General features: G+C 67.9%; 15 protein-coding genes and 1 pseudogene. 14 read left to right on the top strand and 2 right to left on the bottom strand.

Annotated features, from left to right (window positions below; all coding sequences use genetic code 11):
• Positions 1-148: 148 nt before the first annotated feature.
• Entirely contained in the window at positions 149-673 is a 525-nt protein-coding gene (locus ACIOC1_RS04585; protein ID WP_355346222.1) for a DUF2617 family protein, read from the bottom strand.
• Positions 674-1,099: 426 nt separating this feature from the next.
• Here ACIOC1_RS04585 and ACIOC1_RS04580 point away from each other — a divergent pair.
• The 14 genes and pseudogenes from ACIOC1_RS04580 to ACIOC1_RS04515 form a co-directional block, all read left to right on the top strand.
• Positions 1,100-1,840, top strand: a pseudogene (locus tag ACIOC1_RS04580) (aminotransferase class I/II-fold pyridoxal phosphate-dependent enzyme); the annotation flags it as partial.
• A 275-nt stretch (positions 1,841-2,115) separates the two neighbouring features.
• The gene (locus ACIOC1_RS04575) at positions 2,116-2,286 is read left to right on the top strand and encodes a hypothetical protein (protein ID WP_401852029.1); all 171 of its coding nucleotides are present in this window, start codon (positions 2,116-2,118) and stop codon (positions 2,284-2,286) included.
• Entirely contained in the window at positions 2,283-3,788 is a 1,506-nt protein-coding gene (locus ACIOC1_RS04570; RefSeq protein ID WP_401851863.1) for an N-6 DNA methylase, read from the top strand. The genes ACIOC1_RS04575 and ACIOC1_RS04570 overlap by 4 nt, the downstream gene beginning before the upstream one ends.
• Positions 3,788-5,065, top strand: a complete 1,278-nt coding sequence (locus tag ACIOC1_RS04565; RefSeq protein ID WP_401851860.1) for a hypothetical protein — start codon at positions 3,788-3,790, stop codon at positions 5,063-5,065. Before ACIOC1_RS04570 ends, ACIOC1_RS04565 begins: the two co-directional genes overlap by 1 nt.
• A 56-nt stretch (positions 5,066-5,121) precedes the next feature.
• On the top strand, positions 5,122-6,285 hold the full coding sequence (locus tag ACIOC1_RS04560; protein ID WP_401851858.1) for a pyridoxal phosphate-dependent aminotransferase: 1,164 nt from the start codon (positions 5,122-5,124) through the stop codon (positions 6,283-6,285).
• A 382-nt stretch (positions 6,286-6,667) separates the two neighbouring features.
• Complete coding sequence (locus tag ACIOC1_RS04555) at positions 6,668-8,689, top strand: hypothetical protein (protein ID WP_401851855.1); 2,022 nt, start codon at positions 6,668-6,670, stop codon at positions 8,687-8,689.
• A 30-nt stretch (positions 8,690-8,719) separates the two neighbouring features.
• Positions 8,720-10,360 carry an N-6 DNA methylase gene (locus tag ACIOC1_RS04550; RefSeq protein ID WP_401851853.1) on the top strand — a complete coding sequence of 547 codons (1,641 nt, stop codon included), beginning with the start codon at positions 8,720-8,722 and terminating at the stop codon, positions 10,358-10,360.
• The gene (locus tag ACIOC1_RS04545) at positions 10,353-11,582 is read left to right on the top strand and encodes a restriction endonuclease subunit S (protein ID WP_401851850.1); all 1,230 of its coding nucleotides are present in this window, start codon (positions 10,353-10,355) and stop codon (positions 11,580-11,582) included. The genes ACIOC1_RS04550 and ACIOC1_RS04545 overlap by 8 nt, the downstream gene beginning before the upstream one ends.
• Positions 11,579-14,851 carry a type I restriction endonuclease subunit R gene (locus ACIOC1_RS04540; protein ID WP_401851847.1) on the top strand — a complete coding sequence of 1,091 codons (3,273 nt, stop codon included), beginning with the start codon at positions 11,579-11,581 and terminating at the stop codon, positions 14,849-14,851. Before ACIOC1_RS04545 ends, ACIOC1_RS04540 begins: the two co-directional genes overlap by 4 nt.
• Positions 14,852-15,107: 256 nt before the next feature.
• Positions 15,108-17,570 (top strand): AAA family ATPase, encoded by a 2,463-nt coding sequence (locus ACIOC1_RS04535; protein WP_401851844.1) that lies wholly within the window; start codon positions 15,108-15,110, stop codon positions 17,568-17,570.
• On the top strand, positions 17,567-17,974 hold the full coding sequence (locus ACIOC1_RS04530) for a hypothetical protein (RefSeq protein ID WP_401851842.1): 408 nt from the start codon (positions 17,567-17,569) through the stop codon (positions 17,972-17,974). Before ACIOC1_RS04535 ends, ACIOC1_RS04530 begins: the two co-directional genes overlap by 4 nt.
• Before the next feature lie 68 nt (positions 17,975-18,042).
• A complete protein-coding gene (locus tag ACIOC1_RS04525; RefSeq protein ID WP_401852021.1) occupies positions 18,043-19,728 on the top strand; it encodes a TIGR04141 family sporadically distributed protein in 1,686 nt (561 codons plus the stop codon).
• A gap of 151 nt (positions 19,729-19,879) precedes the next feature.
• Positions 19,880-21,217 carry a hypothetical protein gene (locus tag ACIOC1_RS04520; RefSeq protein WP_401851839.1) on the top strand — a complete coding sequence of 446 codons (1,338 nt, stop codon included), beginning with the start codon at positions 19,880-19,882 and terminating at the stop codon, positions 21,215-21,217.
• Positions 21,218-21,235: 18 nt separating this feature from the next.
• On the top strand, positions 21,236-21,943 hold the full coding sequence (locus ACIOC1_RS04515; protein WP_401851838.1) for a 2'-5' RNA ligase family protein: 708 nt from the start codon (positions 21,236-21,238) through the stop codon (positions 21,941-21,943).
• On the opposite strand, the gene ACIOC1_RS04510 is transcribed toward ACIOC1_RS04515, so the two are convergent.
• Positions 21,933-22,628 (bottom strand): ATP-binding protein, encoded by a 696-nt coding sequence (locus ACIOC1_RS04510; protein ID WP_401851835.1) that lies wholly within the window; start codon positions 22,626-22,628, stop codon positions 21,933-21,935. The genes ACIOC1_RS04515 and ACIOC1_RS04510 overlap by 11 nt on opposite strands.
• Positions 22,629-22,675 lie beyond the last annotated feature (47 nt).

Below are 22,675 nucleotides of genomic sequence, written 5' to 3'. Positions count from 1 at the left end.
CCGTACGGGCGTTCGTCCGTCGGTGCGTACGGAGGTACGGTTCGCGCGCCGGACCGCCCGCGCGCGGGTGCCGCCGACGTACGTCCGTACCGCACGGGTCGGGAGGCGCGGCTCCGCGCGGACCGGCGCCGTACGCCCCAACACCCCTTCAAGGAAGGGCGTTCACCCGGGTCCTGGTGGTCACCAGCCGTCCCTCCTGCGGGTACGCGTGCCAGGTGCGCCACCGCACGCTGCCCTCCGCGCACTGCACGAGCATCGCAGTGAAGGCGTGCGGGTCGCCGGGGAAGGTGCCCGCGAGGCCGTTGGGGTGGTCGGCGACCAGGGCGAGCAACTCCTGGGCGCGGCCGGCGAAGGAGCCCTGCGACAGCGTCTCGATCCGGGCCGCGAACTCGTAGTCCCAGCCGCCGACCCTGCGTGCCACGCCGAACGGCAGCGGCGCCTGGCTGCCCGGCATGCACGCGACGGTCTCCGAACACCCGCCGTCACGACCGGTGTCGACCAGTACCTGGTGGGACGCGCCGAGCAGCCGCATCTGGACCTTGGCCCGCAGCCCGCGCGTGTCGCCGACTTCGAGGTCGAGCACGGCGAGCGCGGGCAGCGGGTCCTTCCCGAGACACCACGCGAGGTCTCCGGCACGGGTGTCGGTGTAGGCGGTCTGGAGGGTGGTGAGCATGGGTCGGCTCCGCAAGCACGCAGTGGATGATGGGCCGACCCGCGTCTGACGGAGAGACGCGGCGGCTCGGTGCCCACGTGGGGTCCGGTAGATCCGAGAGCTACGGAATCATGAAACTCGCGCCGTCCTCAGCGTTTTTACCCATCTGTGCGTACTTTCCATCCCTTGGAGCGCTTAAGGGCTCACGTGTTCACTACGTCGTTCCCACACCGCTTCCGGGCGCGCCCGGCGCACACCCCCGGCTGCGGACGCCGTACGGTACGGAACCCGGGACGCGTCCCGGTACGGTCCCCGTACGGTTCCGACGGAGAGTGGGTGCGGGAAATGGGCGGGCGGGAAGCGGGCGGGCGGGGAGCGGACGGGCTGGAAATGGCCGGGCTGGAAGCGGGCGGGCGGGAAGCGGGCGGGCTGGAAGCAGGTGGGCGCATGCGGGACAGGCCGCTGCTGAACCGCCGCCTCGACGGCCTCGGTACGACGATCTTCGCCGAGATGTCGGCACTGGCCCTCTCGACCGGCGCGATCAACCTCGGCCAGGGCTTCCCCGACACCGACGGTCCCGAGTCCGTACGGGAGGCGGCCGTCCGCGCCCTGCGCGACGGCCGCGGCAACCAGTACCCGCCGGGCCCCGGCGTCCCCGAGCTGCGGCGCGCCGTCGCTGACCACCAACGCCGTTTCTACGGGCTCGACTTCGACCCCGACACCGAGGTCCTGGTCACCGCGGGCGCCACCGAGGCCATCGCCGCCGCGATGCTCGCCCTGCTCGAACCGGGCGACGAGGTCATCGCGTTCGAGCCGTTCTACGACTCCTACGCCGCCTGCATCGCCATGGCGGGCGCCGTCCGCGTCCCCCTGACCCTGCGCGCCCCCGACTTCCGCCCCGACCTCGCCGCCCTGCGCGCCGCCGTCACGCCTCGTACGCGGCTGCTCCTCCTCAACTCCCCGCACAACCCGACGGGCATGGTCCTCACCCCCGCCGAACTCACCGAGATCGCCGCCATCGCCGTCGACCACGACCTCCTCGTGGTCACCGACGAGGTCTACGAACACCTCGTCTTCGACGGCGTCCACACCCCCCTGATCTCCCTCCCCGGCATGCGCGACCGGACGGTCTCCATCTCCTCAGCGGGCAAGACCTTCTCGTTCACCGGCTGGAAGGTCGGCTGGGTCAAGCCGTTTTCACCTACCTATTCCGATGATGGAGTGGGCACCCCTACATGCCCCTTCGCCGAGCCACTGGCATGATTCCCAAATGACGTGCACTTGCTGTAGGCGCGTGAACTCCGGATCTGGCCTTTAGAGAATCCCAAATGGTGTGCACCCAGCGCGATGAGGGCTCCGTCTCCTACTGTCCTTCCTGAAGCCGGGGACCACGCGACTCGTCCGCGCCCGGTGAGATCCCTTCGACCTCAGGAAGGAACCACGTGCAGCTGAGACTGATGTACGTGACCATCGCGATCCTCGCAGCGCTCATTGCCGCTCTGACGGGCGGCCTCGTTACCCTCGTCGAGGGCGGCCGGGGCACCGCGGCTATCAAGACCGGAGCACTGACCTTCACCGGCGCCCTGCCGCTCTTCATCGCGATCATGGCCGCGATGGGGGTGGTGGGCTCGTGAGCGGCACGGACGCGGTTCGAGGGCGCACGCAGACCGCGCCGCCCCCCTCGTTCGACCAGGTGCTAGTGAAGGTGAGCCAGCACCTCAGGCAGCTCTCACGGCTGATGAACACCCCGGACGCGACTCGGCTGGTCCTCGGGCTGCTCTACCTGAGTCGTGCCGCGCGTAATGCTTCCGGACCGGGTGTTCCGACGTGGGGGTGGTTGCTGAGCCAGTCGGTGGAGCGCAGTTCGGGTATTCGCTCTGCTGTGAGCAAGTGCCTGGCCCACCATCTCCCCGCGATCGAGGACCTGGACGCAGACGCGGGCACGATGAATTTGGTGCCGGTTCCACCGCCCGGCTCCGAAGAACTCCTGCACGCTCTCGTCGAGGTGATCGGGGCTGCCCAGCAGGTCGGCCCCCTTCTCGACCAGTGCCTGCGTGATCTCTCGACGGCCCAGGCCGATGGCAGCAATTACTTCACGCCCGCCGACGTGGCGCGTCTCATGGTCGGTGCCGCCGCGCCCCGCGACGGACACAGCGTGCTGGATCCGGTCTGTGGTTCCGGGGGGCTGCTGATCGAGTGTCATCGCCACGTCCGCGATCAGGTCGGGCTGAGTCCGGCCATGTCCTTGCGGGGCAAGGAGCAGCACGGCCCCACCTCGCAGGTGGCCCGCATGAACTTCGCGGTACGGGGGATCGTCGCCCGCGTCTTGCCGCCCGGGGATAGCCTCGCGGAGCCCGAACCCGAACTCCACGACATCATCCTGGCCAACCTGCCCTTCAACCAGCGCGACTGGAGGCCGGAGGACAGATCCGCACAAAATGACCGTCGGTCGTCTCCCCCTACTCTTGTCGATCCGCGGTGGCCGGAGGAGCCGCCGTCCAGAGGTGCCGCCAACGCCGCGTGGATCCAGCACATCGTGCACGCCCTGGCCCCGACGGGACGCGCCGCCTTCCTGATGGCCGACAACGTGGCCAATAGCCGACAGCCCGCGCCCCGAAGGCTCCGGGAACGTCTTGTGCGTGATGACCTCGTCGAGTGCGTTGTCGCCCTGCCGCCCCGCGTGTTCGGCCACGCCCAGGCTCCTGCCTGCCTGTGGGTGATCAACAAGGACAAGGCCGTGCGCCCCGACTGGGGCGCACTGGACCGTCGCCGCCAGGTTCTCTTCATCAACGCGCGGCGAGCCTTCGAAGCCGATCCGAAGTCGCGGGCCCGAAAGCTCGGCCACAAGAACACGGCCTCGATCCTGGGTACCCTCGCGGCTTGGCGCGGCCTGACCGAAAGCGGAGCCACTGCGGCACCGTACGAGGACGAAGAAGGCTGGTCACGCAGCTGTTCCATCGAGGAGATCGTACGTCGCGAGCACAGCCTCATGCCCACGTCTTACGCCATGGAGCCCCACATCCCCGAACGGGAGACCCGGAGCCGGATCAGAGAACTCAAGCTCGCACTGGCTGATCAGCTCGACCGCATGCATGACCTGGAAGCCCGGCTGCTGGACGCCTTGGAGGAGATCTGATGGAAGCGAGGCTCCCCCCGGACGGTGCGGACACGGCGGCGTGGCCGGTGACCTCCATCGAGCGGGCGGGCATCTACACCACTTGCGGCTTCCTCAATGACGACGAAGCCGATCGAGTACACGGGATCGTCAGCTCGACGCACGTCCGGGACGGCAGAATCCTCTCGCCGAGAAACGGCGATCGCGAGCCTTGGAACTCCCCTCACGGCCGGGTGATCCTCAGGTCGGGAGACCTCGCCGTCGTACTCGTCAGGCGCGTCGGCGACTCCGCGCCGGTCACCGCCGAGCACGCGGGCTGGACCGCGACCAGGTCGATCGGGATCATCCGCACCGAACCACATCTTGCGGAGTGGCTGCGCATCTGGCTGCAGACGCCCACGGCACGAGCCTGGATCGACGGGGAAGTGACGGCGCACGTCGAACCCACCGTCAGCATCCGTGCACTCCGCGACATGCTGTTCCCGCTGCCGCCGCAAGACGTCATCACCGCCTACCAGCGGGCCATCGGCCTCATCGAAGAGCTGATCGCCCACCACGAGGACACCGCACGCCTCGCGATGGAGACGGCCGACGCGCTCCACGCCGACTGGGCTTCAACGGTTCCGCCCGGAGCGGAACACCTCCTCGCCGATGTCGCCATGCTGCGGACGGGCAGGGGCTCCGAACGCTCACTCCCCCCTCAGACAACAGAGCCGACCGTCGACGTGATTACCCCCAGCGACCTCTTTGACCTCCCCGTCCCCTATGTGGAGACGTTTCGCCTGAAGGGTCCGGAGGAGGTCGGCGGCAGGTGCCCTCCCGGAGGCAGGTGCCCTCCCGGAACTCTGATGCTAAGCACCCGTCCCGATGGCGCGCACCTCGCGGTGACGCACCGCCCGGCGACGCCCCTCAGAAGTGTCGTGGCCGTATGGCCCACCGAGGAGGAGGACCGCTGGTGGCTGCTCCACGAACTCAGAAGCCGAAGCGGTGACATCACGCAGAGGACGCAGGGCCGGAACAACCGGGAGATCTCCGCCCGCGCCCTCAAGGGGCTGAAGGTCACATGGCCGGACGCGTTCACACGCGCTGAATTCCACGTTGCGGCAGATCCCCTGCACGCGGTGGCGCGGCACCTGGTCTCCAGGATCGCCACGCTACGCGCCCTGCGCGATGCGGTCCTACGAGACATCTCCGCGAAAGCCGGTGTGCTCCGCGAACCGGAGGAGCCCGAGCCGCGGAGCCCGGGTACGCCCCCGCTCACCGCCGTGCTCGCACCCCGTAGGAAGGGGGGGCCTTGATGAGACAGGATGGGGCCCGGAAGCTCGATGGCGACACGAGTGAGAACGGTGGAGAGATGACCAGGCCACTGCTGAACCGCAGGCTGGACAGGCTCGGGACGACGATCTTCGCGGAGATGTCGGCGCTTGCCGTGACGACCGGCGCGATCAACCTCGGCCAGGGTTTCCCCGACACGGACGGTCCGGAGTCGGTACGGGAGGCTGCCGTAGGAGCTCTGCGTGACGGGCACGGCAACCAGTACCCGCCGGGCATGGGCGTTCCGGAGTTGCGTGTCGCTATCGCCGACCACCAGCGCCGCTTCTACGGACTGGATTTCGACCCCGACAGCGAAGTGTTGGTCACCGCAGGCGCCACCGAGGCCATCGCAGCGGCGATGCTGGCGCTGCTGGAGCCGGGTGACGAGGTGATCGCGTTCGAGCCGTTCTACGACTCCTACGCCGCGAGCATCGCGATGGCCGGCGGCGTGCGGGTGCCGCTGACCCTCCGCGCGCCCGGCTTCCGCCCTGATCTCGACGCCCTACGGGCTGCCGTCACGTCGCGCACCCGCCTGCTGCTCCTGAACAGCCCACACAACCCCACGGGCATGGTGCTCACCCGCGACGAACTGACGGACATCGCCGAGCTGGCCGTGGAGCGCGACCTCATCGTGGTCACCGACGAGGTCTACGAGCATCTGGTCTTCGACGGCGAGCACATCCCGCTGATCTCGCTGCCCGGAATGCGCGACCGCACGGTCTCGATCTCCTCGGCAGGCAAGACCTTCTCGTTCACGGGTTGGAAGGTTGGCTGGGTTACCGCCTCCGCGCCCCTGGTCGCGGCCGTCCGCACCACCAAGCAGTTCCTGACCTACGTCGCCTCGGGCCCGTTCCAGTACGCCATCGCGGAGGCCCTCCGCCTCCCGGACACCTACTACACCGCCTTCCGCGACGACCTCCAAGCGAAGCGCGACTTCTTGGCCGACGGCCTCACCACGGCCGGCTTCGAGGTCTACCGCCCCCAGGGCACGTACTTCATCACGACGGACATCGCCTCCCTCGGCGAGAAGGATGCCCTCGCCTTCTGCCGCTCCCTCCCCGATCGCTGCGGAGTAGTCGCCGTCCCCAACTCCGTCTTCTACGACGACCCGGACGCGGGGAGTACTCAGGTCCGGTTCGCCTTCTGCAAGAAGGACTATGTCCTCCACGAAGCCGTCAGCCGCTTGCAGCGCTTGACGTCCTGAACTCACACGCTCTTCTTCCTACATGGGGCCGATGTCGCCCCCTGGCATGCGACATCAGCCATTGTGGTGCTTGATAACACCAGTTATCGGAGCTTGGGAAGCTCAGTGGGCAGCGAATCGTCATAAACTTATGTGGCGCTGAAACAGCTGAAGCCGTAGGCGGAACCGCAGCGTGTGAAGTGACGTGGAGAGCTGGCCAGGGCGGCCGGTGCGGCTGAGATGTGGAGTGGAGGTGCCTACCGTGGTTGCAGATCTGCCGGACACGGCGCTGGGCGCCTCTGCTTCCCTTCTAATGTCACTTTCCGACATCGCGGCTCTCTCTCGTGTGAAACGCCCTGTCGTGTCCACTTGGCGCAGACGCCACCCAGATTTTCCGGCCGCCGTGTCCGAGGGCTCGGGGCGGCCGCTGTTCATCGGCTCACAGGTCATGGACTGGCTGATCGCCTCCGGCCTGGGAAACGCGACACCGACGGAGCTCCGAGCCGAGCTGGCGCTCTTCGGTATCGTTACGCTTCGGGACCGATTCTCACCGTGGCAGTTGATCGAGACGCTCGGCAGCCTGCTGTGCCTGCGTCGGCTCGACGGGCAGCCGCTGTACGACGACAGCGCGGACGCCTCCGCGCCGGGCATCCAGGCGGACGAGGCCCGCTGGTCCGCGCTCCTCCGCCGGGCCGAACGGATCGACCCCGAGGACGAGTTCGTCCTCCGCGAGCTGCGTTCCATCGACGCCGTAGCGGCTCCGCTCGCCCGCCTCGCCGAGGACATGATCGAGGCCGCGTACGACGAGCACGGTGTGTACGAGTGGCTGCTCGCCGCCCGGTCCCGGCTCGGGCTGGACGCCCTCGCCGCCGACGCGGTCTCCCCGGAGCTGCGGAGCCTGCTCATCCAGCTTACGGACCTCCGCGTCCGCCTTGAACGAGGCGAGTCCCTCACGCTCGCCGACCCGTACGCCCGCGCCGGTGACCTGCTCGCCGCACTCCTCGACGACACCGAGGACCGCGACCGGGTCACAGTCCTCGCCGCCGACTCCGACGACCGGCTCACCCGCATCACGCGCCGCCGCCTCCTGCTAGCGGGTGTCGGCGAACTCGACCTGGACGTGCAGACCGGCACCGACCTGGAGGAGCGCTTCGCGGACCCAGACCTCGTCGTCACGCAACTCCCGTACCGCCCGGGTGAGGATCGCTCGGTACTCACCGCCCTGACGGAGCTCGAACGCGTCGCCTACCTGTTGCGCCCCGGCTGTACCGCCCTTGTCCTCGGCCCGGCCGCCGCGCTGGTCGACGAACTGAAGAGCACCGAGGCCGCGCAACTCCGCTCGGCCCTCCTGCGCGAGAACATCGTCGAGTCGGTCATCGCGCTGCCCGGCGGCGTTCTCCCCTTCCGGCCCGGCTACCGTCCCGCACTGTGGACGCTCACGCGTGGTCCCGTACCCGCGGCGGAGGGCAAAGTCCTCCTGGCCGACATCAGCGCGGAAGAGCTCACTCCGGGCGTGCGTACGCGGCTGGCCGAAGACGTCCTCCTCTGGCGCGCGGAAGGACTCCGGACACTCGACGGCCACGACCCGCGCTACGGCCGAGTGGTTCCCGTCGCCGACCTGGACCGGGCCTTCGGCGGGCCGCTGACCCCGCCCGCGCCGCCCGCCTCCGCGGTCTGGTCCGCCAAAGTCACCGAACGCCCTGCCTTGATCGGCGAGGCCGAGGCACGCCTCGGACGGGCGACGGCGGACGCACGCGCGTACGCGGACGAACGAGGACCGTACCGAGGAATCGTACTGCGCAGGGTCGGCCGACTGCCAGGCCGCACCACTCTCGGCATACTGATCGCCGATCGCAGGGTGACCCGGCTCCCCGGCCACCGTGTCGACGAGAAGGACCTCACTCAGGACGGCCACCACACCGTGCTGGGCCCCGAGGAGATCACCGGCGCACGGCCTGTGGGCGCGCGGCGCATCGACCGCCTGCTGCTGGCGACGTCGTACGAACGGGCGGCACTCACCGAGCCCGGTGATATCGTCTACACCCTCGCGCCCCGCCTCGGCGTGTACGTCGACCACGCCGGTTTCTCGCTCGTCGCGTTTCCGGCCCGCGTCCTCCGTGTCAACGCCGACGCAGCCCTCCCGCTCACCCCCCGGGTTCTGGCGGCGCTGCTCGGCGCGGCCCGTGGCACCGCCCGCAGCCCCAGCGCGGTACGCCCCGCACGCCGCGTCGAGGACTACCAACTCCCCGACCTGGACCCCGACGAGGTGCTGCGTTTCGATGCCCTCCTGGCGGAGACAGAACGCCGGGAGCACCTCCTGCGAGCCCAGTGTGACGCCCTCGCCGAAGCCCGCCACCTGACGATAGCGGGACTGGCCGACGGCACCCTCACCCTCGGTGAAGTCCGAACCATCAGCCATACGTAAGCCGTTCACGACCAGTCGGAAGAAGGAACGATGCCTCCCCGCAAGCGAGCCGCAGCAGCCGCCGGACAGGGCGAACTGCTCAGCGTCTCCAGCACCAAGGAGATCCAGGACATCCTGTGGAAGGCCGCGGACAAGCTCCGCGGCTCCATGGACGCCGCCCAGTACAAGGAGTTTGTCCTCGGCCTGGTCTTTCTGAAATACGTCTCCGACGCCTTCACCGAGCGCCGCGAGGAACTGGCCGCCGATCCCGAGCTGGCCCAGATCCCGGAGCACCGCCGGGCGGCCTTCCTTGAGGAGAAGGACGAGTACACCGAGAAGAACGTCTTCTGGGTTCCCCCGACCGCCCGTTGGGACAACATCTCCGAGAACGCGGCCAGCACGGAGGGCGGTGTCGGGGTGCTCCTGGACACCGCCATGGACGAGGTGATGAAGGCCAACAAGACCCTCACCGGCGTCCTCCCGAAGATCTTCAACCGCGACAACGTCGACCAGAAGCGCCTGAAGGAACTCGTCGACCTCATCAGCGACGCGCGCTTCACGGGCCACGGCGGCCGCCCCGCGCAGGACGTGCTGGGCGAGACGTACGAGTACTTCCTTGGTCGCTTCGCGAGGGCAGAGGGCAAGCTCGCCGGCGAGTTCTACACCCCGGCGAGCGTGGTCCGTCTGCTCGTCGAGGTGCTGGAGCCGTACGAGGGGCGGGTGTACGACCCGGCGTGCGGCTCGGGCGGCATGTTCGTGCAGAGCGGCAAGTTCGTCGCGCGGCGGCGCGGCAAGGACCACACGCACGACATCGCGGTCTACGGCCAGGAGGCCAACGAGCGCACGTGGCGCCTGGCGAAGATGAACCTCGCCATCCACGGTATGGACCCCAAGGGCGTTGGCGACCGCTGGGCCGACACCTTCTCGGACGACAAACTGCCCGATCTCAAAGCCGACTTCGTCATGGCGAACCCGCCGTTCAACATGTCGGACTGGGCGAGGAAGTCAGACGACAGGCGCTGGCGGTACGGCACCCCGCCCCAGTCGAACGCGAACTACGCCTGGCTCCAGCACATCGTCTCCAAGCTGGGCGACCGTGGCAGCGCTGGCGTGGTCCTGTCCAACGGCTCGATGTCCTCGAAGCAGTCGGGCGAGGGTGAAATCCGCGCGGCGATGGTCGAGGCGGACCTCGTCTCCTGCATGATCGCCCTCCCGGCCAACCTGTTCCGTACGACGGCGATCCCTGCGTGCCTGTGGTTCCTGACGAAGGACAAGGGGCCGCAGGGCGTGAAGGCGCTGGAAGATCGGCGCAGCCGTGTCCTGTTCATCGACGCGCGCGCGATGGGCACGATGGTCGACCGCACGGAGCGAGTCCTCACGGAGGAGGATCTGGAGAAGATCTCCGACACGTATCACGCGTGGCGCGGCACGAAATCGGCGAGGGACAACGGCCTTTCCTACGAGGACGTGCCCGGATACTGCTACAGCGCGACGCTGGAGGAGATCGAGAAGCACGACTATGTGCTGACGCCGGGGCGATACGTGGGAGCGGCGGTGGTCAAGGAGGACCCGGACGCAGAGCCAGTAGAGGAACAGATCGTTCGGCTGACAAAGGAGTTGTTCGAGCAGTTGGATCATTCGGCTCGATTGGATGCGGTGGTGCGGGAGAAGTTGGGGAGGATCAGTGACTGAGTGGCCGATCGTACGCTTCGAGGAAATTGCCGCCGACGAGAAAAGCTCCTTCTCCAAACCCTACGGTTCCGCTTTCACCAAAGACGACTACGTCTCAGATGGCGTTCCTCTTGTGCGCGGGGTGAACCTAGGGAATGGTGTCTACCACGACGACGACTATGTCTTCATTACGGATGAGAAAGCCGATAAACTTCCGGGTGCTAACCTTGCACCAGGAGACCTCGTCATTACGCACCGAGGAACGATCGGGCAAGTATCCATGATCCCAAGGTCGCCTCGCTATCCCCGCTATGTACTCTCCACCAGCCAGGTGAAAGCTCGACTCGACCCGTCGCGAGCAGTTCCGGAATTCTACTATTACTGGCTTTTGTCGCCTGCTGGTCAGCATGAAATTCTTAGCCACGTCTCCACCGTTGGCGTTCCTGGACTGGTCCAGCCCGTCGCTTCCGTAAAGGGCTTCAAGGTCCCGAATCCTTCACTGTGGGAACAGCGCGCCGCCACTGAGGTACTCGCGGCACTGGACGACAAGATCGCGATCAACGAGCGCATCGCGGCCGGGGCTATTGAACTTGCAGACGCCCATTTTACCAGCGCTGCCCAAGAATTGAATTTTGGTCCCGACACGTTTGGTTCAGCAGCGAAGGTTGTCGGCGGAGGGACGCCCAGTACAAAGACAGAAAAATACTGGGGCGGGGGGATCGCTTGGACAACTCCAACGGACGTAACCGCACTGTCGGCGCCTTATCTGTTTGAAACTGGCCGGACTGTAACAGGAGAAGGTCTGGAAAACTGCGCATCGCAACTCTACCCCGCGCAGTCAATCTTCATGACCTCCCGCGCAACTATCGGGGCTTTCGCTCTGCCGCAGATTCCCGCCGCAGTGAACCAAGGTTTCATTGTGGTCCTGCCACCCACCGAGGAGTTGCGATGGTGGTTGCTCCACGAAATGCGCTCTCGCGTGGAAGAAATGATCAGTCTGGCCAATGGGTCGACATTCCTTGAGCTGAGTCGCAAAAACTTCAAGGCCATGCCGATCCGGCTGGCGAGCGATCAGGCCCTTGCTAATTTTGCGCAGGCTGTTGCACCACTGCATCGCAGAGCGTCTCAAGCCACGGCCGAATCACGCAGTCTGGCCTCCCTCCGCGACACCCTCCTCCCCCAGCTCATGTCCGGCAAGCTCCGCGTTCGTGACGCGGAAAAGATCGTGGAGAACGCCGTATGACTGGTGAAGGCAGCAGAGAGCCCACTCACACCCCCGCCCACCTCGACGCCAAGATGACCGAGGCGACCTGGGAGGGCCTCGCGCTGGAGGAACTCAGGGATCTCGATTGGAAAGTCAAGGCCGGGAAGGACCTCGCCCCCGGAACCAACCACCGGAAGAACTTGGACGACCTGATCCTCCACGACGAGCTCCAGGCGGCCATTGAGCGGCTGAACCCCGAGCTGACCGCCACCGCCGTGCACGAAGCACTCCGGATCGCCACCGACCCCGCCTCCCGCGAGGCGTACCCGGAGAACAGGCAGGCCCACGCGTACCTGACCGGCGGGATTCGGCTTGCGTACACCGACGAGTTCGGTGCCGAGCAGACCCCGACGGTCCGTCTCGTGGACTTCACTGACCCCGACGCGAACAGCTATCTCGCCGTCAACCAGGTCACTGTGAGGGACACCGACGGCAGCCGCCGCCGCTTCGACATCGTGCTGTACGTCAACGGCCTGCCCCTGGCGATAGTGGAGCTGAAGAGCGCCTCCAACGAGAACGCCACCCTCAAGTCGGCCCACGCGCAACTCCAGACATACCTCGCGGAATTCCCGATCGCGTTCCGTTACAACGTCCTGTGCCTGGTCTCGGACGGCATAACTGCCAAGTACGGCACGGTGTTCACGCCGTATGAGCACTTCGCGCCCTGGAACGTGGACGAGGAGGGCGAACGCGTCGACACCAACGAGCCCGGCTACGACGGCCTCGACGCGCTGAACGTGGCCCTCCACGGCCTGTTCACGCAGGACCGATTCCTCTCCCTCACCCGCAACTTCGTCAACTTCCCCCCGCCGAAGCCGGGCGAACCCCTCTCAGGCAAGCGCATCGCGAAGCCGCACCAGTACTTCGCGGTGAACAAGGCGGTGGAGGCGGTCGTCGTGGCGTCCCGCACGAACGGCCAGGCCGGCGTGGTCTGGCACACGCAGGGCGCGGGCAAGTCCGAGGAGATGGTGGAGACCACAGCCCTCGTCACCCGCCACCCGGCCCTCAACAACCCGACCGTCGTTGTCATCACCGACCGCAACGACCTCGACGACCAGCTCTACGACACCTTCCTCGACAGCGAGGCCCTGCTTGAGCAGAAGGCCCACCAGATCGACACGCGCGAGGAGTTGCGCACTGAGCTGAAGCGGCGCAACGTCGGCGGCATCGTCTTCACCACCCTCCAGAAGTTCGGCCTGAGCAAGGAGGAGAAAGAAGCTGGCACGTCCCACCCCCTCCTCTCCGAGCGCCGCAACATCCTGGTGATCGTCGACGAGGCCCATCGCTCGCACTACGACAGCCTCAACGGCTACGCCCGCCATCTGCGCGACGCTCTGCCGTACGCCACCCTGCTCGCCTTCACCGGGACGCCGATCTCGAAAGCCGAGGCAGACACCCGTGCCGTCTTCGGCGAGTACATCGACATCTACGACCTGAAGCGGGCCGTCGACGACGGGGCCACCGTCCGCGTGTTCCACGAGCCGCGCGTCATCGAGGTCGACCTGCCCAAGAGCGTCGACCCGGGCAAGCTCGACGAGCAGGCCAACACGCTCACCGAGGGCATGGACGACGCCGAGCGGCGGCGGGCCATCCAGTACGCCACGACGATGAACACCGTCTACGGCGCGAACAGCCGCATAGCGACGCTCGCCGACGACCTGATCGCCCACTGGGAACAGCGCCGCGACCTGGTCAAGCCCGACATCGGCGGTCCGGGCAAGGCCATGATCGTGTGCGCGACCCGCGAAATCTGTGTACGGGTCTTCGACGCGCTGGCCGAGCGGCGGCCCGACTGGGTCGGCACCGAGGTCACCACCGGCGTCATGAAAGTCGTCTTCCACAGTCCGCCCTCCGACGAACCGCACCTGAGCATCCACGCTCTGCGGCCGTCCCAGCAGAAGGTCGTCCAGAAGCGTGCCAAGGACCCGGACGACGAGCTGGAACTCCTCATCGTGCACTCGATGCTGCTCACCGGCTACGACGCGCCGCCCATCCACACTCTGTACATGGACCGGCCGATGCAGGGTGCCAACCTCATGCAAGCGCTGGCCCGCGTCAACCGTCGCTTCCGCGGCAAGCAGGACGGTCTGCTGGTCGGATACGCGCCTCTGACGGACAACCTCACCAAGGCCCTGCGCGAGTACTCGGACCAGGACCGCAAGGACCAGACCCTCGGCGCGGACATCGAACGGGCCGTCACCGAGGTCAAGAACGAGCTGGCCACGATCAAGGGGCTGCTGGCCGGATGCCACTGGCGGGAGTGGCTGGCCGAAACCGGCCGCCCCGACACCCGCAAGCGCGCATTGCGCCTGACCGCTGACTTCCTGCGCGACCCGAAGAACCCGGGCAACAAGGTCGAGCCGGGTGGCAAGCCGCTGTCCGTGCGCTTCAAGGACAGCGCCGCTCGCCTTGACCGCTTCTACCACGTCTGCGCGATGAGCAAGGAGATCGCCGAGCGCTGCGAGGACCTGGCCGACTGGCGTCGTGACATCTCCTTCTTCAGCGAGGTCCGGGCCTGGATGATCAAGCTCGACGCGGCCCAGCGCGAGGCCAACGGGGAGCCGCTAAGCGCCGAGGTCCAGCGCTATCTCCAGGCCTTGGCGGCCTCGGTCGTCGACGCAGACGAGATCACCGATCTGTACGCCGAAGCGGGGATCGGCCGGCTGGACATCACCCGGCTCAACGAGGCGCAACTGCACAGGCTGGAGAACTCCGAGACCCCGCACCTGGTCACCGAGGCCCTGCGCCGCATGATCCAGCAGAGGATGCGCGAGGTGACCAAGCACAACGTCGTCCGCAACGAGAGCTTCTCCCAGCGGCTTGATGACCTGATGAAGCGGTACATGCTCCAGCAACTCACCAGCGCCCAGGTCATCGCCGAACTCGCGGTCCTGGCACGGGAGGTGTCGGCGGAAGCTCGCCGCGGCGAGCAGTTCGACCCGCCGCTGACCCACGCGGAACTGGCCTTCTACGACGCCGTCGCACACCGCGACATGGCCGAGGCGATGCAGGGCGGTCAGGACACGCTCGCCAAAATCGCACGAGCGCTGGTCAAGGACATCCAGAAGAACCTCTCCGTCGACTGGCTGTCCCGCGAGCCCGTCCGCGCCAAGCTCCGCACTCGTATCCGCCGTGTGCTGGCGATGTTCGACTACCCGCCAAAGGAGGAGCGCGAGGCGGTCGACCTGGTCCTCAAGCAGATGGAGATCGTGGCCGCCCTATGGGCGCCGGGCGCGAAGGAGCAGTAGCTGAAGCCGCAGAAGCAAAGCGCCGCCGAGTGACAACGCGGTCTTGTTCGGTCTCATCGCGACAGTAAAAAGTCTCGCATACCTGATAACTAGGGTTATCGCCAAATTCATGGCTTGAGACCGTTCCTCGCCTCTAACGTCTGTTCCGTCACAACGGGCTGGCTCGAAGCCGGAGGCTCACCCCTCTCGCTCACCGCACCAGCCGGAGCCGGTGCCCCTCGGGCATCGGGACGGACCACGGAGAGCGGAGAGCGCCATGACCGAACACCCCGCACAGAACGAGCCGAACGCGACGAACACTCCGGGCCGGGGAGACACCTCGACGTTCTCCCGGCTCACTGCCCGCCTGGAGAACTCGGCGCTCGCCGAGGAGCCCCGGGCGCTCGTGCGCGAGGTGCTGGGAGGCACGGCGACCGCCTCCGACGTTTCTACCGTTCCGAACCCGGCCCAGCGGGTGTTCCTCGACTCCGTCAGCGTCAGCGGCTTTCGCGGCATCGGCGGCAGGGCGCGTCTGCCGCTGACTGCGAAGCCCGGCGTCACGCTCGTCGTGGGGCGCAACGGATCGGGAAAGTCCAGCTTCGCCGATGGCATCGAGACGGCGTTCACGGGCCGTACCGACCGGCTGGACAGTCGGCGTGGCGAGGTGTGGCGCCAGAACTGGCGCAACCTGCACGACGGTGCGGACCCGAGGATCGAGGTCCGCCTCGCCATGGCGGGCGACCCCCGTCCGTCCACGCTGACGTGCACCTGGTCCGGCGACGATGTCACCACCCCCGACGTCGAGTTCAGGCGGCCGGGCCACGGTCGGCGGCCCTTCGCGGGCATGGGATGGGAACAGTCGCTGAACGACTACAAGCCGTTCCTGTCGTACGCGGATCTCGACAAGGTCCTCAACGGTCGGCCCAGCGAGCAGTACGACTCTGTCGCCGCCATCCTCGGGCTCGGTGAGCTGACGGACGCGGACGAGCGGCTCCACGGCATGGAGAAGGCGCTCGCCTCCGCGCTGCGGCAAGTCGAGGCCGAACGCCCTGTGCTCGCCGAGGCGCTGTCCGCGCTGCACGACCCTCGCGCAGAACTCGCACTCGCGGCCCTTGACACCGGCGGCGTCCCCGATTTCGTCGCACTCGACTCCCTCGTGACCGCCCTGCCCGAGGCCGAGGAGGGCCGTCTGCGGGTCTTGCGCCTGACCGCCGCGCTCACCGGACCTGACCTGGGCGAGGTCGGCACTGCCGTGGACCGGCTGCGTGAGGCCGCCGCCGCACTCGACGACGTACGCGACTCGGACGCCGAGGACGCCCACCAGCGCGCGGAACTGCTGGCCAAGGCGCTGGACCACAGCCGCCGGCACGGGAACGAAAGCACCTGCCCGGTGTGCGGGTCCGAGCGGCCCCTCGACGCGACGTGGGCCGAACTGGCCGCCGAACAGGTGGCGGCCCTGCGGCAGGAGGCGGCGACCGCACGGCAGGCTCGGGCCGGCCTGCGGCAGGCGGTGGACGCCGTCCGCTACCTCGTCACGCCGGTCCCCGCATGGCTGCCCGCCCCGCTCGTGGACCCGTGGGAGGACTGGCAGGCGTGCCGACTGATCGATGACGCCGAGCGGCTGGCCGCGCGTACCGAGACCGCCGCGCTCGTCCTCGCCGACGCCTGCGTCGTCATGCGGGATGAGGCCCTTCGGGACTTGGCGAAGCTGGACGAGGAGTGGCGTGCTTGGGTCGGCCGCCTCGGGGGCTGGCTCGACCGGACCCGGACGGCATACGCCGGCGAGCCCCGGATTCGCCACATCAAGGCGGCCCGTAAATGGCTGAAGGAGGCGCGCGCCGAGCTGCGGGCGGAGCGGCTGCGGCCCTTCGAGGACCACTCGCAGCGGATCTGGGAGGAACTGCGCCAGCAGAGCAACGTGGACCTCCGTTCCGTGCGCCTGACCGGCAGCGAGAAGGCCACCGTGCGCAAGCTGGTGATGGACGTGTCCGTCGACGGCACGGAGGCGGCGGCCCTTGGTGTCATGAGCCAGGGTGAGCTGCACTCCCTCGCGCTTTCGCTCTTCCTTCCGCGCGCCGCCGCTCCGGACAGTCCTTTCGGATTCGTCGTGATCGACGACCCCGTGCAGTCCATGGACCCCGCCAAGGTCCATGGCCTCGCGAAGGTCCTGCACGACCTCGGGGAAACGCGGCAGGTCGTCGTCTTCACCCACGACACGCGACTCCAGAGGGCCTTCACCGACCAGGACCTGACGGTGACCGTGATGGAGGTGGAACGGGAGGGTGGATCCTCGGTACGGGTGCGGCCGGTGACCGACCCCATCGACCAGGCGCTGGCCGACGCGCGCGCCCTCGCCCGTACGCCCGGCCTCCCGCCGGTCGCCATGACGCATGTGCTGCCTGGTCTGTGCCGCACCGTCCTGGAACGCGCGTTCTCCGAGGCCGCGTGGTTGCGGCTGCACCGCGCAGGGGTGGCCGAAGACGAAGCGGAGAAGGCCGTCGTAGGTGCCGTCAGGTTGCTGGAGATCGCGTCGCTGGGGCTCTTCGGGGAGCCGTCGAGGACGGCGGGTGAGGTCTACCGCGAGTTGCGCAGGCGGTGCGGCCCCGAAGCTGTGGATCTCGTCCGACGGTGCCAGGAGGGCGCTCACGAGTCGGGCACCTCCATGCCGGACCCGCTGCGGTTCGTAAATGAGATCAAGGCCGTCGCCCTGGCCGTCCGCAAGCCCGAGGAGGCGCCGTGAACGCGACCGTTCGCCAGTTGCTCGACACCGCCGACCTGCTCGTCGCGGACTCTGGCGAGGTGACCGTGATTCCCGCGGTGCCCGTACCCGCCCAGGCGACGGCCACCACGACGAACCGGTGTCGAGGTGCCGCCTTCGCACTCCGCATCGCGCTGGAGAGTACCGTCGCCCAGCGCCTCACCGCCGACGGTGCGCCGCCCGCGATCAGTGCGGGCACCCAGCGGGCCGCCTTCCTCTGGCTGCGCGGTTGCGTCGACGTCACAACGGCCCGTCGGGCGAAGGCCGTCTGGAGCCAGCTCTGCCTGGGATGCCACTACCACCAGTACGAGATCGGTCCCACTCCGGACCAGATCCGTGTCTGGGCCACCGAAGTCGCGGCGATCGTCGCCCTGCTGGCCCCCTGATCAACGCTCCGCGCACTCAGGCGGTGGTGCTGCCACTGCCCACAGAGAAAGGAACGAGGAACGACATCATGACGGCCCGTACGTCCAAGCGGACCCTGTACCGACTCAGGGGTGTGTCTCCCACCACCGACGCCATGTTCGACGCCCTGGACACAGAGCAGTTGGAGCGTGTCCACTCGGAACTCCACATCCCCGGTGCCCTTGGGGTGCCGGCCCTGCTGATCACCGGCAGCTTCGAACGGCCCGTGGCGAGCTGGTGCGACGAGATCTCCCGTACGACGGGCGTCGAGGTGTCGCGTCCGGTCAACCGCTCGGCCGGTCTCTTGATGCTCGCCGTCGACGGCGAGGTGTACGCCATCGGCTACGACCAAGGCTTCCGGCTGGTGCCCGACCGTCTGAAGGACCAGCGCTTCGGGCTGAGGTTCGCGTCCCGCCGAGTGGACCCCGCCCAGATCCGGGACCTGGTCTCGCACACTCCGAGCGGAGGACGCACTGACATCACCCTGATCCCGAGCGGAGCTCCGGTAGGGAGTCTGGGCATTGTGGAACACGCCCAGATCGTGCGCCGTCTCGGCGGCCATCTGGACGATCTCCCGCTCACCATCTCGCGGGACAACCCCGCGAAGGTCTCCAGCGCCGAGGGCGGTACCGGGCTGCGTATGCGGCTCGGGGTGGAGTCCCCTGACCTGATCGCCGACATTCGCGCGATCGCCGGCGTCCTGCGCGAGCAGAAGCCGAGCCCGGAGCTCGAGTTCGTCGAGCACGTCGTGCCTGCCGATGATCCCGGCGTTCTCTCCCGCCTGGAGACCGTCCTCGACGACCTTCTGGGTCAGGAGCCCGACGGGAGGATCAACGTCGCCGTTCCCGTCGATCATTGGGACGACTACATGTCCGCCCGAGCGTTTCGGGTCAGGATCAACAGCCGCGAAGCCGCCGAGCCGACCGACGACTTCGATCTCGATTACGTCCTGTGCCGGGCACGCGTCCAGCGGCAGGGCACCCGTGTGGCCGCGCTCCGAGAAGGAACCATCACTCTCTACCAGCACGACCGGGCCGATCGCGACGACGAGATCTGGACCTCCAGCGCGCTCCGATGGATCGAGGCAGAGGTGTTTCTCGGCTCACGCCGGTTCTTCCTGCTGGACGAGCACTGGTACGAGATCGACCAGGAGTACTTGACGGCGATCCGCTCCCACACCGAGCGGTTGATCACCGCGAGCCCGTCCGTCGACCTGCCCCCGTGGGTCCTCGGAGAGAAGGAGCGCGCCTACAACGAGTCCGTGCCGGATCAGCGCCCCGGGTACATCTGCTTGGACCGCGACAACGTCCGGACTGCGCTGCACCGCGGAAACGGCGTGGAGGTCTGCGACTTGCTCAGCCCGGACAACGTCCTGGTGATGGTGAAGCGCGCCAAGGGGTCCGACGCCCTGAGTCATCTCTTCAGCCAGGGTCTCGTCGCCGTCCAGACCTGGCGGAACTCGCCGGAGGGCAGGGAGCGGTTCGCCGAGAAGGTGGCCGCGGCCCGGAAGGGGCGGGGCCTGCCGGAAGGCTTCCGGCTGTCCAAGGTCGTCTTCGCGATCCTGCTGAAGGACGGTGTCGAACTCACCGCCGACACCTTGTTTCCCTTCTCACAAGTCACTTTGGTGCAGACGGCAAGGACGCTCGAAGCGTGGGGCGTCGAGGTCGAAGTCGTCGGCATCACCTCGACGCCACCCAGTGCGGCTCCGACCGGGATCACGCGGGTGGCGGCGTAGCCGCCTCAACGCGGAAGCGGTTGCCTACCGCGTACAGCGACGGGCATGCTACCTGGAGTCACACCACAACAGGTAGCAAAGCTTGGGCACTTGGTGCGGGATGTCCTCAAGGGGCAGCGTGCCTACGTTTCGCTGCAAGGAGGACGGCGCTATGCCGAGGGAGACCCTGTTCCGGCGGAAGCTGCAGCAGCGGCACCTCACGGTCTACGAGGCGTTCGTCGCGCAGTTCCAGCGGGCCGCAAGGGAGTTGGCTGATCGCGACGGCGATCCCCGGTTGGGGTCGCTCACGGTCTCGGCGCGGCAGTTCGATCGCTGGATGGGCGGGGAGTTGAGGGGGCTGCCGCACCCTGGGGCGTGTCGGGTGCTGGAGCGCATGCTGGGCAGCCGTGCCGATGAGCTGTTCGCCGGCTTACCTGGCGACGCGGCGAGCAGCAGGCCCTCCCTCGCCGCGATACCCCGACAGGCCGAGACGCACCCCGCAGTCAGCGACGGCGAAGAGAGCGTCGTGGAGATCGTCACCCGCACCCGGCAGCTCACGGCCAGCAATGCCGACGGCCGTACGATCGCCTTCCTCGGCTCGTCGCTGGAGGGCATCGTCGCGCGGTACGACCGCGAAGGGCCGAAGCCCCTCCGGGGGCAGGCGCGCTCGCTGCGGCAGTTGATGCACACCCTCCTGGACGGCCACCAGCCGCCGCGCGTCCGGCAGGAGTTGTTCCGGCTAGCCGCGCGGGCCGCCGGCCTGCTGGGGTACATGGCCGTCAACCTGGGCGACTTCGTGCTTGCCGAGGCGTACGCGACGGAGGCGCAGGATCTCAGTCGGGCGATTGATGACATCGAGACCGAGGTATGGGCGCGGGGGACGCTGTCCTTCAGTTACTACTACGCGGGCCGATACGCAGCGGCGGACGCCTGCGCCGAGGCTGCGGTGGCCATGGCCCCCGGCAGTGCGCAGGCGATCCGGCTCCTGGTCAACGGCCGGGCACGCGCGCTCGGGAAGATGGGCGACCGCATGGCCGTGGAGCGGGCGATCGGCCAGGCGTTGGAGCTCTCGGCGCTGCACGACGTCGCGGCCGGGCTCACCCCGTGCATCTCCTTCGAGCCCTACGGGTACGCCCGCACAGTGGCGAACGCCGTCACGGCTCAGCTGTCCGCGGGCCAGGTCGAGGAGGTGCTCGCCACGGCTGAGCGGATCGATGACCTCGTGGAGGACTCGGATCCGTGGAGCCGTTCCCTCGTCCGACTCGACGTCGCCACGGCCCTGTTGCGGCAGCGTACGCCGGATGTCGACCGGGCGATGTCGCTGGGTCGGGAAGCACTGGCCTTCTGCTGTGATGCGCCGATCAGGTCGGTGTGGCAGCGGACTCGGGACCTCTACGACCAGGCCCGCGAATGGCAGGACCACCTGGCCGTAAGGGAGTATGGGGACGAACTCCGTACGTGGAGCTCCCAGCCCGCAGTTCTGGCGATGTCGCGTGCCGGGGCCTTGTAATCCGAAGGAGAACGCCGGGTGCATCTGCTCGCGTCCGACCCCGCCACGTTCCCGGTGGAGCCTCCCGGCGATCTGAACGACGCCCAGGCCATCACGGTCCACGACTGGGCCGCTTTCGACGCGCTCGACGAGATGACTGACCACTGGTCGCGGCCCGGCTGGTCGGACGGCACTCGGGCCTACTACTGGCTGCTCGCGTTCCGCGGCGTTCCAGAGCTCGACGACCTCGCACTCCGCTGCCAAGAGATCCTGTCGCCGCTCGGTCTTGACCCGGTCCCCGCTGACGGATTGCACGTGACACTGGTCAGAGTGGGTTCCCCCGACACCGTCGATTCCGTGCAGCTACGCCGACTCGCCGAGACAACTCGGACCAGGCTGCCTCGACGCTTCACTCTGCGAGCAGCTCCACTGGCGGGCTCACGGGGAGCGGTGCGGCTGACGCTCAGCCCATGGGAACCGCTGGTGAACCTGCATGCCGCGCTCGTCGCAGCCAACACCACGGTCGGTCTGCCGGTGAGGAAAACAACCGCCCGTTTCCGACCGCACCTCAGCCTCGCGTACAACAACCGCCGACGGGACGCCGCCCCCGTCATCGAGACGGTGGCCTCGCTGCGTTCCCTGCAAGCCGTCGAGCTCAGTGTCGCCAACGTGCAGCTCGTGGAGCTGCGCAGGTGCGGGGCGGAGTACCGGTGGGAGGTCCTGGAAAGCCTCCCGTTCACGGAGTAGGAGTTCGCCGGCCGTTGCCCAGGGCCATGACGGCCACGACCGCTTTCCCCCGGTCCGCGGACCGGACGAACCATTTCTCCGCGAGGACCTCAACGAGGTAGAGCCCGCGTCCGCTCTCCAACAGCTCACTTCCGCGAGTCGCTTCGGGTACGCGCACGGCTTCGGCATTCCGCTCAGCGTCGTGGACCCACACGACCGCCGTTTCCTCGTACACGTCCAGGTCCATCCGCACCGGGCCGCCGGGCGTGTGCTGGAGGGCGTTGGTGACCAGTTCGCACGCGACGACCACGGCGTCATCGATCTGCGGCTCCGGAGCACGCCCGCTGAGCGCTCGACGGACGAGGTCTCGCGCGAGACCTTGCGGCTCGTCGCAGGTGAGCAGTTCCAGGCGGTGGTGCTGGACGAGCCCGTCGCCGAGGTCATCGGTTGTGACGCGTCCAACTGTGGATCCAGGCACGGTCTCGTCTCGCTTCCGGTAGCACCGGTCGGGGCGTTCCAGCGTGCTGCCCGAGGCCCGGCGTGCCCACGTCGGCGGTACGCCGTCCTGGCGCCATTTCGGTGTGCGGAAACGGCGTAGGAACGACGGCTCGACGGCGTACCGGCGCGCAACGCCATCCGCGACCTTCTTCGTAGGCCGTCGTCGTGGCCTGAAGGTGCGCCAGCCGAATGGATGGCCACGCGCCACGCCGCAGACAGACCGTGTCCGCCCCGACCAGCACTCAGAAGGAGAAC

This window comes from Streptomyces sp. NPDC088197 (genome assembly GCF_044741185.1).
GTDB lineage: Bacteria > Actinomycetota > Actinomycetes > Streptomycetales > Streptomycetaceae > Actinacidiphila.
Note: the sequence above shows the minus strand (reverse complement) of the source record. Positions and strands in the feature narration are given on the sequence as shown.